Source organism: Streptomyces sp. HUAS CB01 (assembly GCF_030406905.1).
Lineage (GTDB): Bacteria > Actinomycetota > Actinomycetes > Streptomycetales > Streptomycetaceae > Streptomyces > Streptomyces chengbuensis.
Genome location: NZ_CP129137.1, coordinates 767,502 through 789,877, shown reverse-complemented (window position 1 = coordinate 789,877; position 22,376 = coordinate 767,502). Strand labels below are relative to the sequence as shown.

Genomic DNA, 22,376 nt, shown 5'->3' with positions numbered 1-22,376 from the left:
GAGGCCGACCGCCTATCGGGCGGGCGAGCAAGGTGGGACAGGCCCAACAGGCGGGCGGGCCGGAGGAGCGAAGTCAGGGACAGTGGGTACACGTGAGTCATGAGTGACACAGCGACCGACCTCATCAGGGCGCCGGCGCTGCCGAAGCCGCGGGGCACGCTCTCCGAGGCGGTCGTCGGCCGTCTCACCGAGGGAACGCCGCTGCCCGCGGCCCCGGTCGCGGCCGGAGCGGACCCCTACGGCGACGATCTCCAGCTCGCCCTCTACATCTGCTACGAACTCCACTACCGCGGTTTCGCAGGGGTGGACCCGGACCTGGAGTGGGAGCCGGACCTGCTCGGCCTGCGGCGCGCCCTGGAGAACCGCTTCCTGGGAGCCCTGCGGAGCGACGCCACCCGCCACCGGACCGTGGACGAGGCCGTGGCGGGGCTGCTGGTCGAGCCGGTCCACGGCACCTCGGCGTCGCACTACCTGCGGCGCGAGGGCGAGCTGTGGCAGCTGCGGGAGCTCGCGGCCCAGCGGTCCCTGTACCACCTCAAGGAGGCCGACCCCCACGCGTGGGTGCTGCCGAGGCTGTGGGGGCGGGCCAAGGCGGGGATGGCCGCCGTGGAGTTCGACGAGTACGGCGGCGGCCGGGCGGACCGGATCCATGCCCGGCTCTTCGCCGCGCTCATGGCGGACCTGGGCCTGGACACCGCGTACGGCCGCTACCTCGACCCGGCGCCCGCACCGATGCTGGCGGCGGTGAACCTCATGTCGCTGTTCGGGCTCCACCGCGCGCTCCGCGGCTGTCTGGTCGGCCATTTCGCGACCGTCGAGATCACGTCGTCCCCGGCGTCACGGCGGATGGCCGAGGCGATGCGCCGCACCGGGGCGGGGGCCGCGGCCGAGTTCTTCTACGACGAGCACGTGGAGGCGGACGCCGTCCACGAGCAGGTGGTGCGGCGCGAGGTCATCGCCGGCCTGCTCGAGGAGGAGCCCTCCCTGGAGGCCGACGTCGCGTTCGGCATCGACGCCACCGTGCACCTGGACGAGCGGCTGGAGCGTCATCTGCTCGCCGCCTGGCGGGAGGGACGCACCTCGCTCAGGGGTGAGGGTCTCGCCGCCCCAGCTGCCCAGGGTCTCTGAATGGGTGCGAGCGCCACGATGATTGGGCCAATATGACGGGGTATGCGTCATATGTGACGCTGATCATCTTGCCCGGTGTGTACGCACCGCAGGACGACACGGACCTCCTCGCCGAGGCCCTGCGCCGCGAGGCGCTCCCGCCGAGGGCCAGCGTTCTCGACGTGGGCACCGGGACCGGCGCCCTGGCGGTCGCGGCGGCGAAGCGCGGCGCCAGTGTCGTCGCCGTGGACATCTCCCGGCCGGCGGTGTGGACGGCGCGCCTCAACGCCCTGCTCGCCAGGACGCCGGTGCGGGTGATCCGTGGTGATCTGACCGCCCCCGTCGCGGGCCGCACCTTCGACCTCGTCCTCGCCAACCCGCCGTACGTACCCAGCCCGAACCCGCCGGCCCGGGGCGCTGCGCGTGCCTGGGACGCGGGGCACGACGGACGGCTGGTCCTGGACCGCATCTGCGGTGAGGTGCCCCGGCTGCTGCGGCCGGGCGGGGTGCTGCTCGTCGTGCACTCGGTGCTGAGCGGGGAGGGATCCACACTGGCACGGCTTCGGTCGGCGGGACTCAAGGCGGAGATCACGGACCGCCGCCAGGTGGCTCTGGGGCCCGTTCTGCGGTCGAGGCGGTCCTGGCTCTGCGGTCGGGGCCTGCTGAGTCCGGGCGGTCAGAAGGAAGAGCTGGTGGTCATCCGTGCCGAACGAACCCGCTGAGAAACCGCGCCGCATCACCGTGCGGACCGATGGCCCCGTACTCGTCGAGGGCCCGGTCGAGATCCTCCTGGAGGACGGGACCGTCGTCTCCTCGGACCGCTTCTGTGTGGCCCTGTGCACATGCCGGAGAAGCCTGCGTTTCCCGTGGTGCGACACCAGTCATCGGCGGCGGGCCCGCGACTGAGGGGGCAGGTGCGCCGCTCGCCACAGGGCGCGCATGCGGCCGGACACCCGGCGCACTGCCTCGGGTCGCCGGACGGCAGCCCGAGTGCCCGTCGTTCCGGGGCGCCGGTCGGTACGCCGCGAGCCTGCCGTTCCGGGCTCCGGGGTACGCCGTGTCTCCGTCGTTCTCAGGCCGCGGGGCGGCACACCGCGTCCCGGTCGTCCCGTCCGGCGAGTTCCTCCCGTCCGAGCCGTTCCTCCCGCTCGCCGCGGGCGGGCCCGAGCAGCGTCCGCAGCTCCTGCTCGCCGAGCCCGCCCCACACGCCGAACCGCTCACGGGTCTCCAGCGCGTGACTGAGACAGGCCGTGCGCACCGGGCAGCGGCCGCACACACGCTTGGCCTTCCTCTCCCGTTCCTCCCGAGCCTCGCCGCGCTCGTTGGCCGGGTGGAAGAACAGGCTGCTGTCGGCGCCTCGGCAGGCGGCACGCAGCTGCCAGTCCCAGTGGTGGTGCGCGGCGCCGGGCAGACGCGACACATCCGTCATCGGACGTCCTTTCCCTCGGGTGTCGTCCCCGGGTACCCCGCGCCCGTCGCGCCAAGCGGAGCGCCGTGCACGTCGCGCGCACGGCGCTTCCGCCCGCTTCGACAGGCGGGACGCGCCGGGTCGCACGCACCATGGGAACGTGGACAGACCGCGTCCGGAACCGGAAGAGAGCGTGGCGGAGCGGCCGGGGCTGGACCGGGCCGGGCTGCTCGCCCGGCAGCTGCACGAGGCCCTGGCCTCGGCCGGGCGCAGCGTCGCGGTCGCCGAGTCGCTGACCGCGGGCCGCCTCGGGTCGGTGCTGGCGGACGCGCCCGGTGCGTCCGGGACCTTCCGCGGCGGCGTGACCGCCTACGCGACCGAGGTCAAGGCGTCGGTGCTCGGCGTGGACCCACGGTTGCTCGAGGACGAGGGAGCCGTGCACGAGGAGGTCGCCGCACAGATGGCCCAGGGGGTACGGAGGCTGATGGGCGCCTCGTACGGCCTGGCCACGACCGGTGTGGCGGGTCCCGCCGATCAGGACGGACGCCCCGTCGGCACCCTGTTCGTCGCCGTGTGCGGGCCGGAGGGGACCGTGGTGGACGCTCCCCACACCGGCAGCGGCCGCAGCCGGGAAGCCATCCGGTCGGCGGCGGTGCTCGCGGCCCTGGAACTGTTCCACGGCCATCTGCGCCCGCCGGGCGCCGCCCGAGCCTGACGACGCCCGCGCCCGACCGGCCCGGATCCACGGCACTCCACGACCGGCCCGGATCCGCGCCCCCGCGGGCAGAAGGCCGGCGCTCTCCCCTCCGTGCCGATCTGGAAAACGGAGCGAATCGGGGCATAGCGGAAGGTGGGCCGGGTACCCGCACCGATGCACCACACCTCGGCTGGAAGGCGCCAGAGATGAACGGGACGACGCAGCACGGGACGGGAGGAACCGGAGGACTGCGGGTCGTGGTCGTCGGGGCGACGGGCAACGCCGGGACGAGCGTGGTGGAGGCGCTCTCGGGGTGCCCGGGCGTGGCCTCGGTGCTCGGACTGGCCCGCCGGATCCCCGACTGGCGGCCGGAGGGCACCACCTGGGCGGCCGCCGACATCGATCCCGGCGGGACCGATCTCGTCCCGCTCCTCACCGGCGCCGACGCCGTGGTCCATCTGGCCTGGAAGTTCCAGCCCACCCACGACCCCGTGACGACCTGGCGGACGAACGTGCTCGGCGGCATCCGCGTGTTCGACGCGGCGGCCGCGGCCGGAGTTCCGGCGTTGGTCCACGCCTCCTCGGTCGGGGCGTACTCACCGGGTCCCAAGGCCAGTGCGGTGGACGAGAGCTGGCCCACCCACGGCTGGCCCCAGGCGGCGTACTGCCGCGAGAAGGCGTACCTGGAGCGCTACCTGGACGCCTACGAGTACCGGAATCCCGCGACACGGGTCGTACGCATGCGACCGGGTTTCCTGTTCAAGCGGGAGTCCGCCTCCCAGCAGCGCCGGCTGTTCGCGGGCCGGCTCCTGCCGGCGCAGCTCGTGCGCCCGTCGCTCGTCCCCGCTGTGCCGGATCTGCCCGGGCTCACCTTCCAGGCACTGCACACCGACGACGCCGCGACCGCCTATCGGGAGGCGGTCGTCCGTCCCGTCCGGGGCGCCTTCAACCTCGCCGCGGACCCGCCGCTGGACGCGGCCGGCCTCGCCGCGATCCTGGAGGCGCGACCACTGCGGCTCCCGCTGTCGCCGGTGCGGGCCGCGCTGTCCGCGGCCTGGCGGCTGAGGCTGGTCCCCGCCTCGCCCGATCTCTTCGACGCGGTGCTGCGGCTGCCCCTGATGGACTGTTCGCGCGCCCGGGACGAACTCGGCTGGAGCCCGCGCCGTACGGCCGTCGAGGCGGTACGGGAATTCCTCGACGGGCTGCGCAGTCAGGCCGGGATGGACACCGCCCCCCTGGCGGCGTGAACCACGGGCACAGCCGCGCCGGTTGACGCCTCCCGCCGGGGCGGGCGCCGAAGGACCTCCCGACCCGGAACCGCCGGTTCGGCTCTCCCACGGAACGGCCCTCCGGCAGGAGGCCGCGGATGCCGCGGACTGCACGGACTCAGTCCTCCAGCAGGACGACTTCCAGTGTGCGGGGCCCGTGGACGCCCTCCACCCGGTCCAGTTCGATGTCGCTGGTCGCCGACGGCCCGCTGATCCAGGTCAGCGGACGCGTCGGGTCGAGCCGCTCCAGCCCCTGGGGCACCGAGTCGACGACCTGCTCCGGAACCCGCACCACGCAGATGTGATGGTCCGGCACCAGGGTGATCCGCCGACGGCCCTGCCCGCGGCCGCCGTCCAGCACGATCGTCCCCGTCTCGGCGACGGCGACCGTGCAACCGGTCAGCACGCTGTCCACGGCGTCCAGTTCGGCGGCCGTCGTCCGCGGGTCGTCCGGGCACAGCCGGACGCCCGCCGCGCCCGCCACGGCCGTCCACCGCTCCGGCAGTCCGTCCGGCACCAGCACGGTGCGGGCCCCGCGTGCGGTCAGCAGCGCGGCGACGAGGTCCGGCAGCCCGGCGGTGGACGCCCGGTGCACCAGCGCCCGGTAGTCCGCCAGGTTCCGGGCCAGCAGGTCCGCGGTCGCGGCCGGGGTGCGCTCCCCGTGGACGCGCAGATGGTCCCGGGGGACCGGCACGTCCTCGGGCCGCTCCTCGCGGGGTACGTCCGTCAGTGCGCGCCGTACCCGGCCGAGCACCGTCTCCCTGTCGCTCACGCCGGGCTCCTTCCGCCGCGTGTGCGCGCCCACCAGTCGCGGAACGACTCCGCGGGCACCTCCGGGAGCTCCCGGGTGTCGGTCCAGGCCCTCCCCGGTCCCGGCAGCCGGCGCGGATGCAGCCGGCGGGTGCGGGAGGCGAGGCGCTGGGCGGTGCGCAGCGCCCTCGGGTGGTCCAGCGTCCAGCGTGCCGCGCGCATCGCCGCACGCTCGGCCGCGTGTCCCTTCGCCGGGCGGATGACGACCCTCCTGCCGTCGCGGGTCACCGGGCCGCCCTCGACGACCCGCTCGCGCAGATGGACGAGGACCTCCGGGATGTCGATGGCGACCGGGCACACCTCGTAGCAGGCGCCGCACAGCGACGAGGCGTAGGGGAGCGAGGCGTCCAGCTCGCTGCCGGTGCCGCGCAGTTGGGGTGTGAGGATCGCGCCGATCGGGCCGGGGTAGGCGGATCCGTACGCGTGCCCGCCGGCCCGCTCGTACACCGGACACACGTTCAGACAGGCCGAGCAGCGGATGCAGCGCAGCGCCTGGCGCCCCACCGTGTCGGCGAGCGTGTCGCTGCGGCCGTTGTCCAGGAGGACCAGATGGAAGGCGCGCGGGCCGTCGCCGTCGGTCGTACCGGTCCACATGCTGGTGTAGGGGTTCATGCGTTCGGCGGTGGAGGAACGGGGCAGCAGTTGGAGGAACACCTCCAGGTCGCGCCACGTGGGCACGACCTTCTCGATGCCGACGACCGAGATCAGCGTCTCCGGCAGCGTCAGGCACATCCGGCCGTTGCCCTCCGACTCGACGACCACGAGCGTGCCGGTCTCCGCGACCACGAAGTTGGCGCCCGAGACCGCCACCTTCGCCCGCAGGAACTTCTCCCGCAGGTGCAGCCGGGCGGCCTCCGCCAGTTCGGCCGGCCGGTCGGTGAGGCCGTCGGGCGCGGGCCGGCCCCAGTCGGCCATCCGCTCGCGGAAGATGTCGCGGATCTCGGAACGGTTGCGGTGGATCGCCGGGACCAGGATGTGCGAGGGGAGGTCGTCGCCCAACTGCACGATCAGCTCGGCGAGATCGGTCTCGCAGGCGGTGATCCCGGCCCGGGCCAGCGCCTCGTTGAGACCGATCTCCTGGGTCGCCATGGACTTGACCTTGAGAACCTCCGTCTCGCCGGTGGCGCGCACGAGGGCGGTGACGATCCGGTTCGCCGCGGCGGCGTCGGCGGCCCAGTGCACGGTGCCGCCAGCCGCCGTCACAGCGGTCTCGACCTGCTCCAGGTAGTGGTCCAGATGGCGCAGCGTCCGGTCCTTGATCGCGGCGCCCGCGGCCCGCAAGCGCCCCCAGTCCGCGAGCTCCGCGACCGCCTTGGCGCGCTTGTCGCGAACGGTGTGCGTGGCGTGGCGCAGATTGGCCCGGAGGGTGCTGTCGCGGGTGGCTGCGGCCGCCGCCGCGGGAAAGGCGGGCATCCCGAGATACGTGCCGCTCATCGGACGTGCTCTTCCGTGCTCGCCAGGATCTCGGCGATGTGGACGGGCCGCACCGGCGAGCCGAGCCGGGCGAGCGTTCCGCCGATGTGCGTCAGGCACGAGTTGTCGACCGTGCACACCGCCTCGGCACCGGTGGCGGTGATGTGGCGCGCCTTGTCCGCGCCCATGGCCGACGACACGGCGGCGTTCTTGACCGCGAAGGTGCCGCCGAAGCCGCAGCACTCCTCGGCGCCCTCCAGCTCCCGCAGTTCCAGCCCCTTGACGTGCTCCAGCAGCCGGCGCGGCCGGTCGCCGAGACCGAGCACGCGCAGCCCGTGGCAGGTCGGATGGTAGGTGACGGTGTGGGGGTAGTACGCCCCGACGTCCGTCACCCGGAGCACGTCGACCAGGAACTCCGTCAGTTCGTACGTCCGTGCGGCGGAGGCCGCGGCTGCTTCCGTGAGTTCCCGGCCGCGCCCTTCGGCGGCGGCCCTGGCGCCGACGCGGGGGTGGTTGTCGCGGACCATCGCCGCGCAGGAGCCGGACGGCGTGACGACGTAGTCGTAGCCGTCGAACGCGGCGGCGTGGCGCCGCACGAGGGGTTCGGTCTCGTGCCGGTAGCCGGTGTTGTACTGCGGCTGTCCGCAACAGGTCTGTTCCGGCGGGAAGTCCACCTCCACACCGAGGCGCTCCAGCAGCCGGACGACGGCCTGACCGGTGCGCGGGAAGAGCGTGTCGTTCACACACGTGACGAAGAGCGCTACCCGCATGGCCGTCCTTCCCGGCAACCGTTGCCCCCACAGTAACCCCGAGCCCCCGCACGGGCGGGGCGGAGCGGGATCCTCCGGGGCCGCCGGGTGTGGCCGGCACGGGAACTCCGGGGCCGCCGGGCCGCGCGGCACGGGCGTTCGCCGTGCACAGGCGTACCCGCGCCCGTCCGCCGGAGGGGCGCCGCCGGACGCGGCACGCCGCCACCCCGCCCCGGCGGGTCGCAGACCTCCGCCGGGGCCGGGACGGCTTCGTCCGGGGCTCAGCCCTCGACGACGCCCGACTTGGCGATGGTGATCTTCGCCTGGGTGGCACCGTTGCGCGAGCCCAGGGACTCGATCCGCTTCACGACGTCCATGCCCTCGACGACCTCGCCGAACACGACGTGCTTGTTGTCCAGCCAGTCGGTGACGATGGTCGTGATGAAGAACTGCGAGCCGTTGGTGTTCGGGCCCGCGTTGGCCATGGACAGCTGGCCGGGCTTGGTGTGCTTGATCTGGAAGTTCTCGTCGGCGAACTTCTCGCCGTAGATGCTCTTGCCGCCCGTGCCGTTGCCGGCCGTGAAGTCACCGCCCTGGAGCATGAAGTCGGGGATGACCCGGTGGAAGCCGGAGCCCTCGTAGCCGAAGCCGTGCTCACCGGTTGCGAGCTCACGGAAGTTCCGCGCGGTCTTGGGGACCACGTCGTCGAACAGCGTGAAGACGATCCGCCCGGCGGGCTCGTCGTTGATGGTGATGTCGAAGAAAACGTCGTTGCTCATGGGTCCCATGCTGTCATCCGTGCCCGTGGGAGTTCACACCAGACCCCTCCGGCCGGGCGCGTGTCCGCACCGGGCGCGTCCCGTTGCGGTACGTCACCACCACCCCGCTCACCTGTTCGTATGTGCGCTGAGGAGGTACGGAGGGGCCGGCCGCGCATCCGGTCCGATCGGTTGCGCAGGGTCAGCATCAGGCGGATTCTGGACCTGACGAAGCCGGCCGGTGAGGGCGTCATGGACAACGCGAGAAGGTCGACCGAGGACGCCGACTTCCGCGGACCGCTCGACGTCACGAGCGCCGCGACGTTCGTGCTCGACGAGCGCGACGTCGTCATCGGCTGGAGCCCTGCGGCGCAGGATCTCCTCGGCTACCGGACGGACGAGATCATCGGACGGCCGGTCACCGCGATCCTGCCGCCGGTCGGGACGCCCGCGCCCGGCGCCGCACCGGACCGCCGGGCGGCAGCCGGCCGGGCCGCCGGCGCGGAGGACAGCGCCCTGGTGCCTCCCTTTCCCGAGCACGAGGTGCACGCCGCCGTCCACCGCGACGGCCACCGGATGCAGCTCGTCACCGCCGTCTGCCTGCTCTCCGGGACGGGGCAGGTGGAGCGCGTCGTCGTGGCGGCCGACCGGGACCGGCTCAGGGAATGGGAGTCCCGGCTCGCCATGCTCCAGGGGCTGGCGACCGAGTCGCCCCTCGGGTTCGCCATATACGACACCGACCTCCGCCTCGTCTGGTGCAACGCCGCATCGGAGCGGGAGATCGGGCGCCCGCTGGCGGAGACCCGCGGCGAGCTGGCCGAAGAGCTCTACCCCAGGGGCAGGTTCGTGACCCCGGGGTACCCGGAGACGCTCCACGCGGTGATGCGCCAGGTGCTGGACACCGGGGAGCCGTTCCTCGATCTGCACTTCCGCGCCGAGCAGCCCAGCGACCCGGGCAAGGAGCACCTGTGGTCCTGCTCGTACTACCGCCTGCAGGACGCCGACGGCCGTGTGTTCGGCGTGTGCGAGGACGCCTTCGACATCTCCGACCGCTACGAGGCGCAGCGCCAGGTGAACCTGCTGGTCGAGGCGGGCCGCAGCGTCGGTACGACCCTGGACGTGCTCGTCACGGCCGGCGAACTCGCCGCGGTGGCCGTGCCGGAGTTCGCCGACCGCGTCGACGTGGACCTGGCCCCCGCCGTACTGGAGGGCGAGGTGCCGGGCGGCACGGGGCCCGGGGGGACCGATCTGCTCCGGGCCGCCTCCCGTTCGGCGGCCACGGCCCCCGGGGCCCCGGCCTCCGGGGCCGTGGACGGGACCGTGCCCGCCGCGGAGAGGGGCCGCCGCCCGCTGCCGGTGACCTACGCCGAGGACTCCCCCCAGCACCGCAGCCTCGCCTCGGGCGGTCTCGTGCTGGAGGACGACACCCTCGTCGTGCCCCTGCGCGCCGGGGGCGGTGTTCTGGGACTCGCCACGTTCGTACGCGACGGACGGCGGGGCTTCTTCGACCGCGGGGCCGTCGCCGTGGCGGACGAACTCGTCGCCCGCGCCGCGGTGTCCGTCGACAACGCCCGCCGCTACACCCGGGAGCGGAAGTCCGCGCTGGCTCTCCAGCGGCAGCTCCTGCCGCAGCACCTCCCGTCGAACTCGGCCGTCGACCTGGCGTACCGCTATCTGCCCACGGACGACCTCAGCGGGGTCGGCGGCGACTGGTTCGACGTCATCCCGCTGTCCGGGACGCGCGTCGGGCTGGTCGTCGGCGACGTGGTGGGGCACGGACTGCACGCGGCGGCCACCATGGGACGGCTGCGCACGACCGTCCGTGCGCTGGCGCCCCTGGACCTGCCGCCCGACGAACTCCTCAAGCGGCTCGACGACCTCGTGGGGCAGTCGGCCCAGGACAGCGCCGACGCGCTCGGCACGCTCACCGGCGACGACGACGTCGCGGCCGGCGCCACCTGCCTGTACGCCGTCTACGACCCCGTGTCGCGGCGCTGCACCATGGCCCGGGCCGGGCATCTGCCCCCGGCGGTCGTCGAGCCCGGAGGGCGCGTCAGCTTCCCGGACCTGCCCGCCGGGCCGCCGCTGGGACTCGGCGGGCTGCCGTTCGAGTGCCTGGAGATCGAGCTCCCCGTCGGGAGCCTGCTGGCGCTCTTCACGGACGGACTGGTCGAGGCCCGCGACCGCGACATCGACAAGGGGCTGGAGACCCTGGGGCACGTACTCGCCGAGGGCGCGGACTCCCTGGAGGAGCTGTGCGACCGGGCCATCTCCGAACTGCTGCCCGACGGCACCACCAACGACGACACCGCGCTGCTGCTGGTGCGGACCCGTGAACTCGACGACCGCAGGGTCGCCGTCTGGAGCCTGCCGGCGGAGCCGGTCGCCGCGGGCCGCGCCCGCGAGCTCGTGGCGAACCGGCTGCGCGACTGGGGGCTCGACGAGCTGGTCTTCACCACCGAACTGATCGCCAGCGAGCTGGTCACGAACGCGGTCAGATACGCCGAAGGGCCGCTGCACCTGCGGCTCATCCACGACCGCACCCTGGTGTGCGAGGTCGCGGACGCCGGGCACACCGCGCCCCACCTGCGGCACAGCGCCGACGACGACGAGGGCGGGCGGGGACTGTTCATCGTCGCCCAGCTCGTCCAGCGCTGGGGCACGCGGTACAGCAAGGACGGCAAGGCCATCTGGACGGAACAGGCCCTGCCGGCGTCCTCCCGCCCCAGGCCCGGCGTCGGCGACTCGGCCGGTCTCCCGGACGGCCCGGTCCTGGCCCGCTCCTGAGCGGTCGACTCCCTGCGTCACCCGCTCCTGCAGTCCCCGTGGCGCGTCAGTCCGCCCCGCCCCGGCCCCCGCCGAGCAGGGAACCGAGCCCGTGGCGGCTCTCCCCGAGGACGCGTTCGCAGGCAGCCGACTCCGAGGCCGTACCGAACGCCTCCGCGGCACGCGCTGCCGAACGGCGTGCGGACACCGCCGCGGCCGTGTCGGCGGCCACGAGTTCGGCGTTGATCGCCATGCCCGCCTGTGCGCCGGACGCCGCCGCCACGGCGACGCTCGCCATGAGGTCGGTGACGTTGCCCGCCACCCACACCCCCTCGACGCCCGTCGCCCCCCGCGCGTCGGACTCCACGTAACGGCCCACGCCCACGGGGTGTTCGACGGTCGTCACGCCGAGTCCGGAGAGCAGTTCCCCGCGCGCCTCGAAGCGCGGGCCCACGGCCAGTGCCCCGACCGGTACGCGCCGGCCCGACGCCAGGAGCACCCCGCACAGCCGGTCGTCCTCGATCGCCAGACCAACGACCTCGCCGTCGACCACGGCGATGCCGCGCGCCGCCAGCTGCTCCCACTGCTCCTCGGCCGGATCGTCCGCGGTGTGGAGGAACAGGGTCACGTCCGGCGTCCACTGCCGGAACAGCAGCGCCTGGTGCACCGCCGCGGGTCCGCTCGCGAGCACCCCGAGCGGCTCGTCCCGCACCTCCCAGCCGTGGCAGTACGGGCAGTGCAGCACATCGCGGCCCCAGCGCTCGCGCAGGCCCGGCACCCCGGGCAGCTCGTCGACCAGACCGGAGGTCACGAGCAGATGCCGTGCCCGGTGGCGGAGGCCGCCCGCCGTCTGCACGACGAAACGGTCTCCCTCGCGGCGGGCGCCCGTCACCGTGTCCGGCACGATGCGCCCGCCGTACCGGCCGACCTCCTCCCGCCCCGTCCGCAGCAGCTCGCCCGGTGGTGTCCCCTCCCGGCCGAGGAGGCCGTGGACGCCGGCTGCGGGGGCGTTGCGCGGCTCCCCGGAGTCGATCACCAGCACGGTCCTCCTGGCCCGCGCCAGGGTCAGCGCGGCGGACAGCCCGGCCGCTCCGCCTCCCACCACCACGACGTCCAGTTCGGCGAGGTCCCGCTCGTTCGTCTCGTTCATGTCGCCACCCTGCGACCTGTCCCGACGGACAGGCAATTGTCCTTGCCGTTTCGGCAAACGAGTCCGGCGGCGGCGCTCCGCGGCCTCACGGCGGCACGAGCACGGCCACGCCGGTGACGTTCCCCGACGCCAGGTCGGCCAGCGCCCGGTCCGCCTCCCGCATGGGGTAGCGCACGGCCCGCACGGTGGGGCGCAGTCGCGCCGCCTCGGAGAGGAAGGCCCGACCGTCCTCGCGGGTGTTGGCTGCCACGCTGCGCACGGTGCGCTCCTGGAACAGATGCCGCTCGTAGTCGAGCGGCGGCACGTCCGTCAGATGGATTCCGGCGATCGCCAGCGTCCCGCCCCGGTCCAGGGCCTCGAGCGCCTTCGGTACGAGGGTCCCGGCCGGTGCGAAGAGGATGGCGGAGTCCAGGAGGCACGGAGGGGTGTCCGGCCCTGCCGACGCGGCGCCCAGCTCCAGCGCCAGCCGCTGCGCCTTGGACGAGCGCGTGACGACGTGTACCTCGGCGCCCCGCGCGACGGCGAGCTGGGCGGTGAGATGCGCGGACGCGCCGAAGCCGTAGACGCCGAGCCGCCCGCCGCGCGGCAGTTCGGCGCGCTCCAGGGCCCGGTAGCCGATGATGCCGGCGCACAGCAACGGGGCGGCGTCCTCGTCCGGCAGGCCCGCCGGCAGCCGGTACACGTACCGTGCGTCCACGACCGTGTGCCCGGCGAAGCCCCCGTGGACGTCCCAGCCGGTGTAGCGCGACGCGGGGCACAGGTTCTCGCGTCCGGCCCGGCACCAGCGGCACTGCCCGCAGGTGCCCGCCAGCCAGGCCGCCCCCACCCGGTCACCGGTCGCGAACCCGTCGGCGGACCGCCCCGTGGCCAGTACCTCGCCGACGATCTCGTGGCCCGGCGTGCAGCGCGGCCTGCGGGGCGCCAGATCGCCCTCCGCGAGATGCAGGTCCGTCCGGCAGACGCCGCACGCGCGGACGCCCAGCAGCAGTTCGTGCGGTCCGGGTTCGGGGATCTCCCGCTCGACCGGGCGCAGCGGCCCCGTGGTGATCGGCGCGGGGCGCTCGACCACCCAGGCGTGCGTCGTTCCGGAACTCGGCAGTGCCGTCATCGCTCTCCTGCCGTGCGTGCTGCATACATCTTATGGGCGGACGAGCGGGCCGGACGGGTGGGGGATTTCCGGCAGGCCGGGGCAACGGTTCTGTGGTCTATTTGGTTTGTTCCCGGTGGCTGTCCCCCTCGGCGGTGACGCGTACGTATGACGGCGCCGCGACCGGGTAGCCAACGGCGCAGAAACCTCACGCAGTGAAGGAGGTCGCCATGAAGCGAGCCAGGCAGCACGGGAAGCCCGTTCCCAAGGCCGAGGACGAGCTCGACAGGGAGATCATGGACGTCGCGCCGGAGATGACCGGACGCCGCCGTGCACGCGGTGGTGCGGGGGACGTTCTCAGGACCAAGCGACAGGCCGGGGAAGGCGCGCCCACCGGCAGTCGGCTGCCGTAGACGGCCTTGTGGCGGCGGGCGGTCCGGCTGTGCGGCCGGGCCGCCCGCCGCGGCGTCCCCCGGCCGGGAGCCGCACTCCTCTCGCCCGTCGATCGCTCGGCGTGCCGGTTCGACGGCGCACGGTTACTGTGATCGGAAGGTGCGTTCCGCGAATGCGGTCCGGGTCGTCGGCGGGTCAACGGCCGTGAGAAGCCCGGTCGTCCGGTGAAGACCGCCGCGTCCGGAAACCGACTTGCGTGCGCACCTCCTCCGAGCGGCTGCCGCCGTTCCCGATCCGGCCCGCCCGCGGCCGTCGGAATTCCGCACCGAATCGACAGGCAGGCAGGTGATGGCGTTGATCGGGTCGAGAAAAACGTCCGAGTACAAGGGCACGTCGTCCGAGGCGATCCTTCATCAGTACGACTTCCTGGGCGAGTTCTACCGGCTGACGCTCGGGCCCGAACTCGTCTACTCCTACGCCATGTGGGAGGACGGCGACACGCTCGAGTCGGCGCAGCTCCGCAAGCTGGATCACCACGTCGAGGCCGCGCGCGCGGCGGGCGCAGGCCGGGTGCTCGACGTCGGCTGCGGCTGGGGCAGCCTCATGCAGCGCCTGGTGGAGAACCACGACGTGGGCCATGCCGTCGGGCTCACGATGAGCCCCGGCCAGGCGGCCTGGGTCCGCCAGAAGGGCTGGCCCAACTGCGAGATCCTGGCCGAGAACTGGTTCGACCACGAGCCGGACGCCCCGTACGACGCGATCATCGCGATCGAGGCGATCGAGCACTTCGCGGGCACGACCATGCTGCGGCGCAGGCGCGTGGCCAGCTACCGCACGTTCTTCGAGCGCTGTCACACCTGGCTGCGGCCCGGCGGGCGCGTCTCCCTCCAGGCCAACGCCTGGAACAGCGGCGGCTGGTTCACCTCCCTGGTCCTGCCGCCGCGCCGCCCCGCCGGGCACGAGGCGAACGGCGGCGGGCGGATCAGGACGGCCCTCAAGGACGTCCGGGACGGCTTCGACAACCTCCGCGAGGGCATGCACGCGTCCCGGAAGGTCTTCCCCGAGGTGTTCCTCCCGACCCGGGGCGAGCTCACCGAGGCGGCCCGCGGCCTGTTCCGGATCCCGGAGGTGCGCAGCGATCCCGACGACGGCGTGAAGACGGTGGCGAGCTGGCTGGAGCGGGCGCAGGCCAACCGGGCCAGGGGCGCGGAGCTCATCGGCGAGGACGCGGTCGCCGACATCATCAGGGAGCAGCGCACGGCGCTGAAGTTCCTGCGTGAGCGCCGCTACACCGCGCTGCGGATGGTCTTCGAGAAGGTCTGACCGGCCGGACCGGCCGGACGGTCGGCCCGGGGTCGGCGCGCGAGGCCCGGCCCCGGGTCCGGGAGCCCGCGCAGGGCCCGCGAGTCCCGGCCCGGAATCGGTCCGCGCGGGCACGGCGGGGGGCGGGCCGTGCGGGGTCCGCCCCGGCCCCGTCGCCCTCGTTTGCCGCTTTCGATGCCTTGGATAGGGTGATTTCTGAGAAAATGCACCCGAAAGGTGGCACCGGTGCCGGGCCGGCAGCGCTCATCCGGGGATCGCCGGGGAGTTCCCGGCACGTGCTGCGCCCCCGGCTCCCCGGGGTGAGGCGGTCGCGTGGACATTCACGAGCCGATGAGCAAGCTGCCCGACCAGCCCCTGACGGTGGTCGGGTACGCGGGTGTGCTGCGCGAACTCCTGCCGGTCGCGCTCTGGCGGACAGACGCGGGCGGACGCATCGTCGAGTGGTCGCTGGCCGCCCAGGACGTCCTCGGCCACCCGCCGGAGGAACTGCTCGGCCGCGACGCCAACCAGGTACTCGTCCCGGAGGGCAACTGGGATCTGGCCGAGCAGCTCGCCCAGCGCGTCCTGGCCGGGGAGGCGGTCGTCGGCACCCTGCCCGTACGCCATCGCGACGGGCACTTCGTGGCGATGGAGATGTGGATCTGCCCGTCGCCGGACCCGCAGGGGAAGACGGGCGTCATGGCGATCGCCGTCGAGACCTCCGCCGTGCTGCGGATGCGGGACTCGCTGGCGGCCATGGAGGGGCTGTTCACCCAGTCGCCCATCGGGCTGGCCATGCTCGGCCCCGACCTGCGCTACCTGCGCGTCAACGACGCGCTGGCGCGGATGAACGGCGTCCCCGCGGCCGGCCACCTCGGCAAGCGGCCCACGGAGGTCGTCCCGGGAGTCAACGTCGAGGTCCTCGAGTCGCTGATGCGGGAGGTCCTGGAGCGGGGCCGGGCGATGGTCGACGTAAGGGGCACCGGCCGCACCCCCGCCGAGCCCGGCCGCGACCGCATGTGGTCCTGCTCCTTCGCCCCGCTGCTCGACATCACCGGGCGGCGGCTGGGGCTGATCGCCTCGCTGATCGACATCAGCGACCAGGAGGACGCCCGGTCGCAGGCCCGGCGCGCCGAGGGGCGGTTCGCGCTCCTCGCCGACGCCGGCGCACGCATCGGCACCACCCTGGACCTGCGCCGGACCGCGGAGGAAGTGGTGCAGATGCTGGTGCCGGAGCTCGCCGACTCGGCCGACGTCCAACTGCTGGAGGAGGTCCTCGGCCCTGACGAGGCCACGGAGTCCAGCAAGGGCATGGTGCGCCGGATGGCCGCCGTCTTCCCCGAGGCGGACGCCCCCACCTCGACGCTCGTCGCGGGCACCACCTACCAGGTCCCGCTCGGCTCGGTGTACGAACGGGTCATCGCCGAGGGCCGGCCCATGGACCTCTTCCGCAGCGATCTGCCCGCGCTCTTCCCCGGCGCCGGGGACGAGGGGCTGCGCGCGTACTTCGGCAGCCGGATCCGCTCCGCGCGACTGGTGCCGCTGGTCGCCCGGGGCAAGGCCCTCGGTGCGGTGGTGCTCACGCGTACCCGTGAGCGCGAGCCGTTCGACGAGCTGGACAAGGTGCTGATCGACGAGCTGGTCGCCCGGGCGGCCCTCAACGTCGACAACGCACGCATGTACACCGGCCAGCGCGAAGCCGCCCTCACCCTCCAGCGCAGCCTGTCGATCGCCGCCCTGCCCGAGGTGACCGGCCTGGAGCTCACCGGCCGCTACCTCCCCGCCAGCGACCACGAGGTCGGCGGCGACTGGTTCGACGTGATCGCCCTGCCCGACGGCAGGACCGGGCTCGTCATCGGCGACGTCATGGGGCACGGCATCCACGCCGCGGCGGTCATGGGCCAGCTGCGCACGGTGGTGCGGACCCTGGCACGGCACCACGTCCCACCCGCGGCGATGCTCCACTCCCTCGACGCCGCCGTGGCCGATCTCGGCGAGAACGAGATGGCCACCTGCGTCTACGCCGTCCACGACCCGGTGTCCGGGGACTGCCTGGTCTCCCGGGCGGGCCATCCGCCCCCGGCCGTCGTGGCTCCGGACGGCACGGTCGACTTCCTGGACGGCTCTCCCGGTACGCCCCTGGGCACCGGCTGCGCCGAGTTCCGCACCGAGCGGGTGCCGCTGGAACCCGGCACGCTGCTGGTGCTCTACACGGACGGGCTGATCGAGGCCCGCGGCAGGGACCTGGACGAGGGCATGCGGGAGCTCGCCACCGCGCTGCGTCACCTCGACCGGCCCCTGGAGGACACCTGCGACCGCGTCCTGTCCCGGCTGCTGCCCTCGACGGCGCGCGACGACGTGGCGGTGCTGCTGGCCCGGCGCTCCCGGCGGCGGGCACCGTGACACCGGCGTCGTTCCCGGACATGTGGCCCCCCGCCGGCCCCGGGGGCCCGGGAGAACGGCCGGCGCGGGTCGACGACTCCCGTGCGGGCGCCGCGGGGACCGGCCGCGACGACTCCCCCTTCGCGGTCGCCGGCACCGCGGCGGCGCTGCTGGACGGCGCCGGCACCGTCGTGGCCCTGACCCCGGCCGCCGAGGCCCTGCTCGGCCGGCCGTGCGCGGACGTCTGCGGGAGGTCCGTGAGGGAGCTGCTGGCGGACGCGGACAGCTGGGAGACCCTGCGCGCGCGGTGGGGCGGCGGGCGGGCACCCGCCGGAGCGTCCGGCGGGGCTGGTGCGTCCGGTGTGTCCGAGGCGTCCGGCGGAGCCGGTGCGCGGGACGCCGACCGGGGAGAGCGGGGCGCACCGGACCCGCAGGCGGGCTGGGAGGGCCGGGTGACGCTCCGGCACGGCTCCGGCCACGAACTGGACGTCGGCTTCGGCGTGCTGCCCCTCGACGAGGGCCGCGGAGACGGCGCGGCCCGGTTCCTGGTCGTCTGCGCTCCCGAGGACGTCCTCGTGCGGTGGCGGCAGGACCGCGCCCTGACCCGGGAGCTGTTCCTGCAGGGCCGGGTCGGGCTCGCCCTCTTCGACGCCGGTCTGCGGCTGCTGCGGACGAACTCCCATCTGCTGCCGTACACCGGGGTGCCCTTCGACATGGGCGGCCGGCGCCTGGGGGACTTCCTCCGCGCGGAGGACGCCGAGACCATCGACGCACAGCTGCGGGAGGTCCTGCGCACCGGCCACCCGCTGATCGGTTTCAGCACCACCGTGCGCACCCTGGTCGACCCCCGGGGCGGCCGGGAACTGTCGTTCTCGGCGTTCCGGCTGCTGGAGTCCGACGGCCGGGCGATGGGCGTGGCGACGGTCTTCACCGACGTCACCGACCACCAGCGGGCCCGGGGCCGGCTGGAGCTCCTCTACCGCGCCACCGAGGCACTGAGCGGGTCGTCGCTCTCGGTCATGCGCACCGTCGAGGACCTGGCCGGGGTCCTGGCACCCGCCCTCGGGGACCGCGCGGCCGTGGACCTCGCGGAGACCGTGCTGACGGGCGGCGAACCGCCCGCGGACGGCCGGCACGCACTCGTACTGCTGCGGATGGCCGTCGCCGGGGCGGAGGCCGGGGTGCCCCGGACCGGCACGACACACGCGGAGACCGTCGACGAGCCCGACGGGCGCGGTCCCGGGGCGTTCGCGGGCAACAGCCACGGTGTGCTCGTCACGGGGCTCGGCAGGGACGCCCAGGCGGCACCGGGCGGTGCGCCGGAGTGGGCCGCCGCCGTGCCGGAGGCGCACTCGGCGATGGCCGCTCCGCTGCGCGCCCGCGGCATCATGTTCGGCCGGCTCGTGGTCTGGCGGACCGGGCACCGCCCTGCCCTGGACCTGGACGATCTGGCCCTGCTGGAGGAGATCGCCTCCCGCGCGGCGCTCGCGGTCGACAACGCGCGCCGCTACACGAAGGAGCGCCGTACGGCCGTCGGCCTGCAGCGCAGCCTGCTGCCCCCCGCGACCTGCGAGCGGCCCGCGCTGGAGGCCGCCGGCGCCTATCTCCCGGCCGACGCCGACAGCGGCGTGGGCGGGGACTGGTTCGACGTCATCCCGCTGTCCTCGGCGCGAGTCGCCCTCGTCGTCGGGGACGTGGCCGGTCACGGACTCCACGCCACGGCCATGATGGGGCGGCTGCGCAGTGCCGTACGGGCGCTGGCCGACCTCGACCTGGAGCCCGAGGAACTGCTGGCGCACCTGGACGACCTGGTCCTGCAGGTCGCCGCCGAGGCAGAGAGCGAGGAGCCCGGCAACGGCGACACGGGCATCCCCCTCCCGGGCGGTCCGGCCGGTGCCACCTGCCTGTACGCCGTCTACGACCCGGTGGCCCGGCAGTGCGTCATGGCGAGCGCCGGCCATCCGCCGCCGGCGGTCGTCACGCCGGACGGCACCGTCGACTGGGTCGATCTGAGCCCCGGGCCGCCGCTCGGAGTCGGCGGCTGGCCCTTCGAGGCCGCCGAGCGCGACCTGACGCCGGGCAGCGTCCTGGCCCTCTACACCGACGGCCTGATCGAGCGGGGTGAGGGCGACATCGACGAGGGCATGCGGGACCTGGCGGACCGGCTGGTGCGTGCGGCGGTGCTGGAGCGGCCGCTGCGTCACGCACGCCACGACATCGTCGAGGACCTCCCGCCCGGCCGGCTGAAGGACGACGTGACGCTGCTGCTGGCCCGCACCCGGGAGGTCCCCGCCGACTCCACGGCGACCTGGCTGCTCGACGCCGACCCCGCCGTCGTCGCGGACGCGCGCCATCTGGTCCTGGAGCAGCTGACCCGGTGGGACCTCGACGAACTGGGCTTCACCACCGAGCTGATCGCCAGCGAGCTCGTCACCAACGCCATCCGCTACGCCGGCGGTCCCGTACGGCTCAGGCTGCTCCGGACGGACGCCCTGACCTGCGAGGTCTCCGACCCGAGCAACACCCAGCCCAGGATGCGCCGGGCCCGGACCTCGGAGGAGGGGGGCCGCGGCCTCTACCTCGTCGCCCAGCTCTCGCGCCGCTGGGGCAGCCGCTACACACGGGAGGGGAAGACCGTCTGGTCCGAGCAGTCCCTGCCCCTCGTCCTCACCGGTCGCACACCGTGAGACCGTGGGCCGACGGTTTTCCGCCGCTGTGGGGCAGGCCACTGTCGAGAGGGAAGACGCGCCGAGATATCTTGATGTCGAGCAATGTTGCAGACGTGGAGAGCGGAGCACCCGGTGAGTGACTCGACCATCATCTACACACACACTGACGAGGCCCCGGCCCTGGCGACGTACTCGTTCCTGCCGGTGATCCAGGCGTACGCCTCGACGGCCGGAGTCGCCGTGGAGACCCGGGACATCTCGCTGGCGGGGCGGATCATCTCCCAGTTCCCGGAGTACCTGGAGGAGGGCCAGCGCATCGACGACGCCCTCGCCGAGCTCGGCGAACTGGCCAAGACCCCCGGCGCCAACATCATCAAGCTGCCGAACATCTCGGCCTCGATCCCGCAGCTGAAGGCGGCGGTCGCCGAGCTCCAGGAGCAGGGCTACGCGCTGCCGGCGTACCCGGACGACCCGAAGACCGACGAGGAGCGCGACATCCGCGCCCGCTACGACAAGGTCAAGGGCAGCGCCGTCAACCCCGTGCTGCGCGAGGGCAATTCGGACCGCCGCGCCCCGGCCTCGGTCAAGAACTACGCCAAGGCGCACCCGCACCGCATGGGTGCCTGGACCTCCGAGTCCAGGACCAACGTCTCGCACATGACCGGCGACGACTTCCGGTCCACCGAGAAGTCCGCCGTCGTCACCGAGGACGGCGCCCTGCGCATCGAGCTCGTGGGCGACGACGGCAGCACCACCGTGCTGCGCGAGTCGGTCCCGGTGCTCGCCGGCGAGGTCGTGGACGCGTCCGTGATGCGTGTGGCCGTCCTGCGCGAGTTCCTCGGCGAGCAGGTCGCCCGGGCCAAGGCCGAGGGCGTGCTCTTCTCCGTCCACCTGAAGGCCACGATGATGAAGGTCTCCGACCCGATCATCTTCGGCCACGTCGTACGGGCCTTCTTCCCGAAGACCTTCGCCGAGCACGGTGAGACCCTCGCCGCGGCCGGCCTGACCCCGAACGACGGTCTCGGCGGCATCCTCAAGGGTGTGGAGGCGCTTCCCGAGGGCGACGCCATCAAGGCGTCCTTCGAGGCCGAGCTCGCCGAGGGCCCCGCCCTGGCGATGGTCGACTCCGACCGCGGCATCACCAACCTGCACGTCCCGAGCGACGTCATCGTCGACGCCTCCATGCCGGCGATGATCCGCACCTCCGGCCACATGTGGGGCCCGGACGGCCAGGAGGCCGACACCCTCGCCGTCATCCCGGACAGCAGCTACGCGGGCATCTACCAGGTCGTCATCGACGACTGCCGCGCCAACGGCGCCTTCGACCCGGCGACCATGGGCTCCGTCCCGAACGTCGGCCTCATGGCGCAGAAGGCCGAGGAGTACGGCAGCCACGACAAGACCTTCGAGATCGCGACCACCGGCACCGTCCGCGTCGTCGACGCCGAGGGCAACGCCGTGCTCGAGCAGACGGTCAGCGCCGGCGACATCTTCCGCATGTGCCAGACCAAGGACGCGCCGATCAGGGACTGGGTCAAGCTCGCCGTCACCCGCGCACGCGCCACCGGCGACCCGGCGGTCTTCTGGCTGGACGAGGGCCGCGCGCACGACGCCCGGCTCATCGAGAAGGTCCGGCAGTACCTCACCGAGCACGACACCGACGGCCTGCAGATCGAGATCATGGCCCCGGTCGACGCGATCCGCTTCTCCCTGGAGCGCATCCGCCGCGGCGAGAACACCATCTCCGTCACCGGCAACGTCCTGCGTGACTACCTGACCGACCTGTTCCCGATCCTGGAGCTGGGCACCAGCGCCAAGATGCTCTCCGTCGTCCCGCTGATGAACGGCGGCGGACTGTTCGAGACCGGCGCCGGCGGCTCCGCGCCGAAGCACGTCCAGCAGCTCGTCAAGGAGAACTACCTCCGCTGGGACAGCCTGGGCGAGTTCCTGGCGCTCGCGGTCAGCTTCGAGCACCTCGCCACCACCACGGGCAACGCCCGCGCGCGGATCCTGGCCGACACGCTCGACCGTGCGACCGGCACCTTCCTCAACGAGAACAAGTCGCCGAGCCGCCGCCTCGGTGGCATCGACAACCGCGGCAGCCACTTCTACCTGGCGCTCTACTGGGCCCAGGAGCTGGCGAAGCAGACCGACGACGCCCAGCTCGCGGAGGCGTTCGCCGGGCTCGCCAAGACGCTGACCGAGCAGGAGGGCACGATCGTCGACGAACTGATCGCCGTGCAGGGCTCCCCGGCCGACATCGGCGGCTACTACCAGCCGGACGTGTCCAAGGCCTCGGCGGTCATGCGCCCGTCGAAGACCTTCAACCAGGCGCTCGCGACCCTCGGCTGACCCGGGCGAGCGAGGGGCCGGCCCCGCCCGGGGCGCCCCTCGTCCCGGCACCCTCCGCCCCGTCC

At 73.7% G+C, this 22,376-nt stretch carries 18 protein-coding genes; 11 read left to right on the top strand and 7 right to left on the bottom strand.

Annotation, left to right across the window (positions count from 1 at the left end; all coding sequences use genetic code 11):
- Positions 1-99 precede the first annotated feature (99 nt).
- Genes QRN89_RS03525 through QRN89_RS03515 form a run of 3 tightly spaced genes read left to right on the top strand, consistent with a single transcriptional unit; the run spans position 100 to position 2,013 of the window.
- Positions 100-1,128 (top strand): iron-containing redox enzyme family protein, encoded by a 1,029-nt coding sequence (locus QRN89_RS03525; protein ID WP_290347870.1) that lies wholly within the window; start codon positions 100-102, stop codon positions 1,126-1,128.
- Between the two features lie 32 nt (positions 1,129-1,160).
- Entirely contained in the window at positions 1,161-1,829 is a 669-nt protein-coding gene (locus tag QRN89_RS03520) for a HemK2/MTQ2 family protein methyltransferase (RefSeq protein WP_435833239.1), read from the top strand.
- A complete protein-coding gene (locus tag QRN89_RS03515; RefSeq protein ID WP_290347868.1) occupies positions 1,810-2,013 on the top strand; it encodes a CDGSH iron-sulfur domain-containing protein in 204 nt (67 codons plus the stop codon). Before QRN89_RS03520 ends, QRN89_RS03515 begins: the two co-directional genes overlap by 20 nt.
- A gap of 166 nt (positions 2,014-2,179) precedes the next feature.
- On the opposite strand, the gene QRN89_RS03510 is transcribed toward QRN89_RS03515, so the two are convergent.
- On the bottom strand, positions 2,180-2,536 hold the full coding sequence (locus QRN89_RS03510) for a WhiB family transcriptional regulator (RefSeq protein WP_290347867.1): 357 nt from the start codon (positions 2,534-2,536) through the stop codon (positions 2,180-2,182).
- Between the two features lie 139 nt (positions 2,537-2,675).
- Between QRN89_RS03510 and QRN89_RS03505 the strand changes: the two genes are divergently transcribed.
- Together QRN89_RS03505 and QRN89_RS03500 are read left to right on the top strand one after the other, a co-directional pair.
- A complete protein-coding gene (locus QRN89_RS03505; RefSeq protein ID WP_435833238.1) occupies positions 2,676-3,230 on the top strand; it encodes a CinA family protein in 555 nt (184 codons plus the stop codon).
- A 188-nt stretch (positions 3,231-3,418) separates the two neighbouring features.
- Positions 3,419-4,459 carry an NAD-dependent epimerase/dehydratase family protein gene (locus QRN89_RS03500; RefSeq protein WP_290347866.1) on the top strand — a complete coding sequence of 347 codons (1,041 nt, stop codon included), beginning with the start codon at positions 3,419-3,421 and terminating at the stop codon, positions 4,457-4,459.
- Between the two features lie 139 nt (positions 4,460-4,598).
- Here QRN89_RS03500 and QRN89_RS03495 read toward each other — a convergent pair whose 3' ends face one another.
- The 4 genes from QRN89_RS03495 to QRN89_RS03480 all read right to left on the bottom strand — a co-directional run bounded on the left by QRN89_RS03495 (position 4,599) and on the right by QRN89_RS03480 (position 8,231).
- The gene (locus QRN89_RS03495; RefSeq protein ID WP_290347865.1) at positions 4,599-5,252 is read right to left on the bottom strand and encodes a LutC/YkgG family protein; all 654 of its coding nucleotides are present in this window, start codon (positions 5,250-5,252) and stop codon (positions 4,599-4,601) included.
- Positions 5,249-6,724: a lactate utilization protein B gene (locus QRN89_RS03490; protein ID WP_290347864.1), complete on the bottom strand. Its 1,476-nt coding sequence runs from the start codon at positions 6,722-6,724 to the stop codon at positions 5,249-5,251. The genes QRN89_RS03495 and QRN89_RS03490 overlap by 4 nt, the downstream gene beginning before the upstream one ends.
- A complete protein-coding gene (locus QRN89_RS03485) occupies positions 6,721-7,473 on the bottom strand; it encodes a (Fe-S)-binding protein (RefSeq protein WP_290347863.1) in 753 nt (250 codons plus the stop codon). The genes QRN89_RS03490 and QRN89_RS03485 overlap by 4 nt, the downstream gene beginning before the upstream one ends.
- A gap of 260 nt (positions 7,474-7,733) precedes the next feature.
- Positions 7,734-8,231 carry a peptidylprolyl isomerase gene (locus tag QRN89_RS03480; RefSeq protein ID WP_269731762.1) on the bottom strand — a complete coding sequence of 166 codons (498 nt, stop codon included), beginning with the start codon at positions 8,229-8,231 and terminating at the stop codon, positions 7,734-7,736.
- A gap of 231 nt (positions 8,232-8,462) precedes the next feature.
- Between QRN89_RS03480 and QRN89_RS03475 the strand changes: the two genes are divergently transcribed.
- On the top strand, positions 8,463-10,997 hold the full coding sequence (locus QRN89_RS03475; RefSeq protein ID WP_290347862.1) for a SpoIIE family protein phosphatase: 2,535 nt from the start codon (positions 8,463-8,465) through the stop codon (positions 10,995-10,997).
- Positions 10,998-11,043: 46 nt separating this feature from the next.
- On the opposite strand, the gene QRN89_RS03470 is transcribed toward QRN89_RS03475, so the two are convergent.
- Complete coding sequence (locus QRN89_RS03470) at positions 11,044-12,126, bottom strand: NAD(P)/FAD-dependent oxidoreductase (protein ID WP_290347861.1); 1,083 nt, start codon at positions 12,124-12,126, stop codon at positions 11,044-11,046.
- An 85-nt stretch (positions 12,127-12,211) separates the two neighbouring features.
- On the bottom strand, positions 12,212-13,234 hold the full coding sequence (locus QRN89_RS03465; RefSeq protein WP_290347860.1) for a zinc-dependent alcohol dehydrogenase family protein: 1,023 nt from the start codon (positions 13,232-13,234) through the stop codon (positions 12,212-12,214).
- A gap of 209 nt (positions 13,235-13,443) precedes the next feature.
- Between QRN89_RS03465 and QRN89_RS03460 the strand changes: the two genes are divergently transcribed.
- The 5 genes from QRN89_RS03460 (at position 13,444) to QRN89_RS03440 (ending at position 22,311) form a co-directional block, all read left to right on the top strand.
- Positions 13,444-13,626, top strand: coding sequence for a hypothetical protein (locus QRN89_RS03460; RefSeq protein WP_290347859.1), 183 nt, complete (start codon positions 13,444-13,446; stop codon positions 13,624-13,626).
- Positions 13,627-13,954: 328 nt separating this feature from the next.
- On the top strand, positions 13,955-14,929 hold the full coding sequence (locus QRN89_RS03455; protein ID WP_290347858.1) for an SAM-dependent methyltransferase: 975 nt from the start codon (positions 13,955-13,957) through the stop codon (positions 14,927-14,929).
- Positions 14,930-15,259: 330 nt separating this feature from the next.
- Positions 15,260-17,311, top strand: coding sequence for a SpoIIE family protein phosphatase (locus QRN89_RS03450; RefSeq protein ID WP_290347857.1), 2,052 nt, complete (start codon positions 15,260-15,262; stop codon positions 17,309-17,311).
- A gap of 20 nt (positions 17,312-17,331) precedes the next feature.
- Positions 17,332-19,977 carry an ATP-binding SpoIIE family protein phosphatase gene (locus QRN89_RS03445; RefSeq protein ID WP_290347856.1) on the top strand — a complete coding sequence of 882 codons (2,646 nt, stop codon included), beginning with the start codon at positions 17,332-17,334 and terminating at the stop codon, positions 19,975-19,977.
- A 114-nt stretch (positions 19,978-20,091) separates the two neighbouring features.
- On the top strand, positions 20,092-22,311 hold the full coding sequence (locus QRN89_RS03440; protein WP_290347855.1) for an NADP-dependent isocitrate dehydrogenase: 2,220 nt from the start codon (positions 20,092-20,094) through the stop codon (positions 22,309-22,311).
- Positions 22,312-22,376 lie beyond the last annotated feature (65 nt).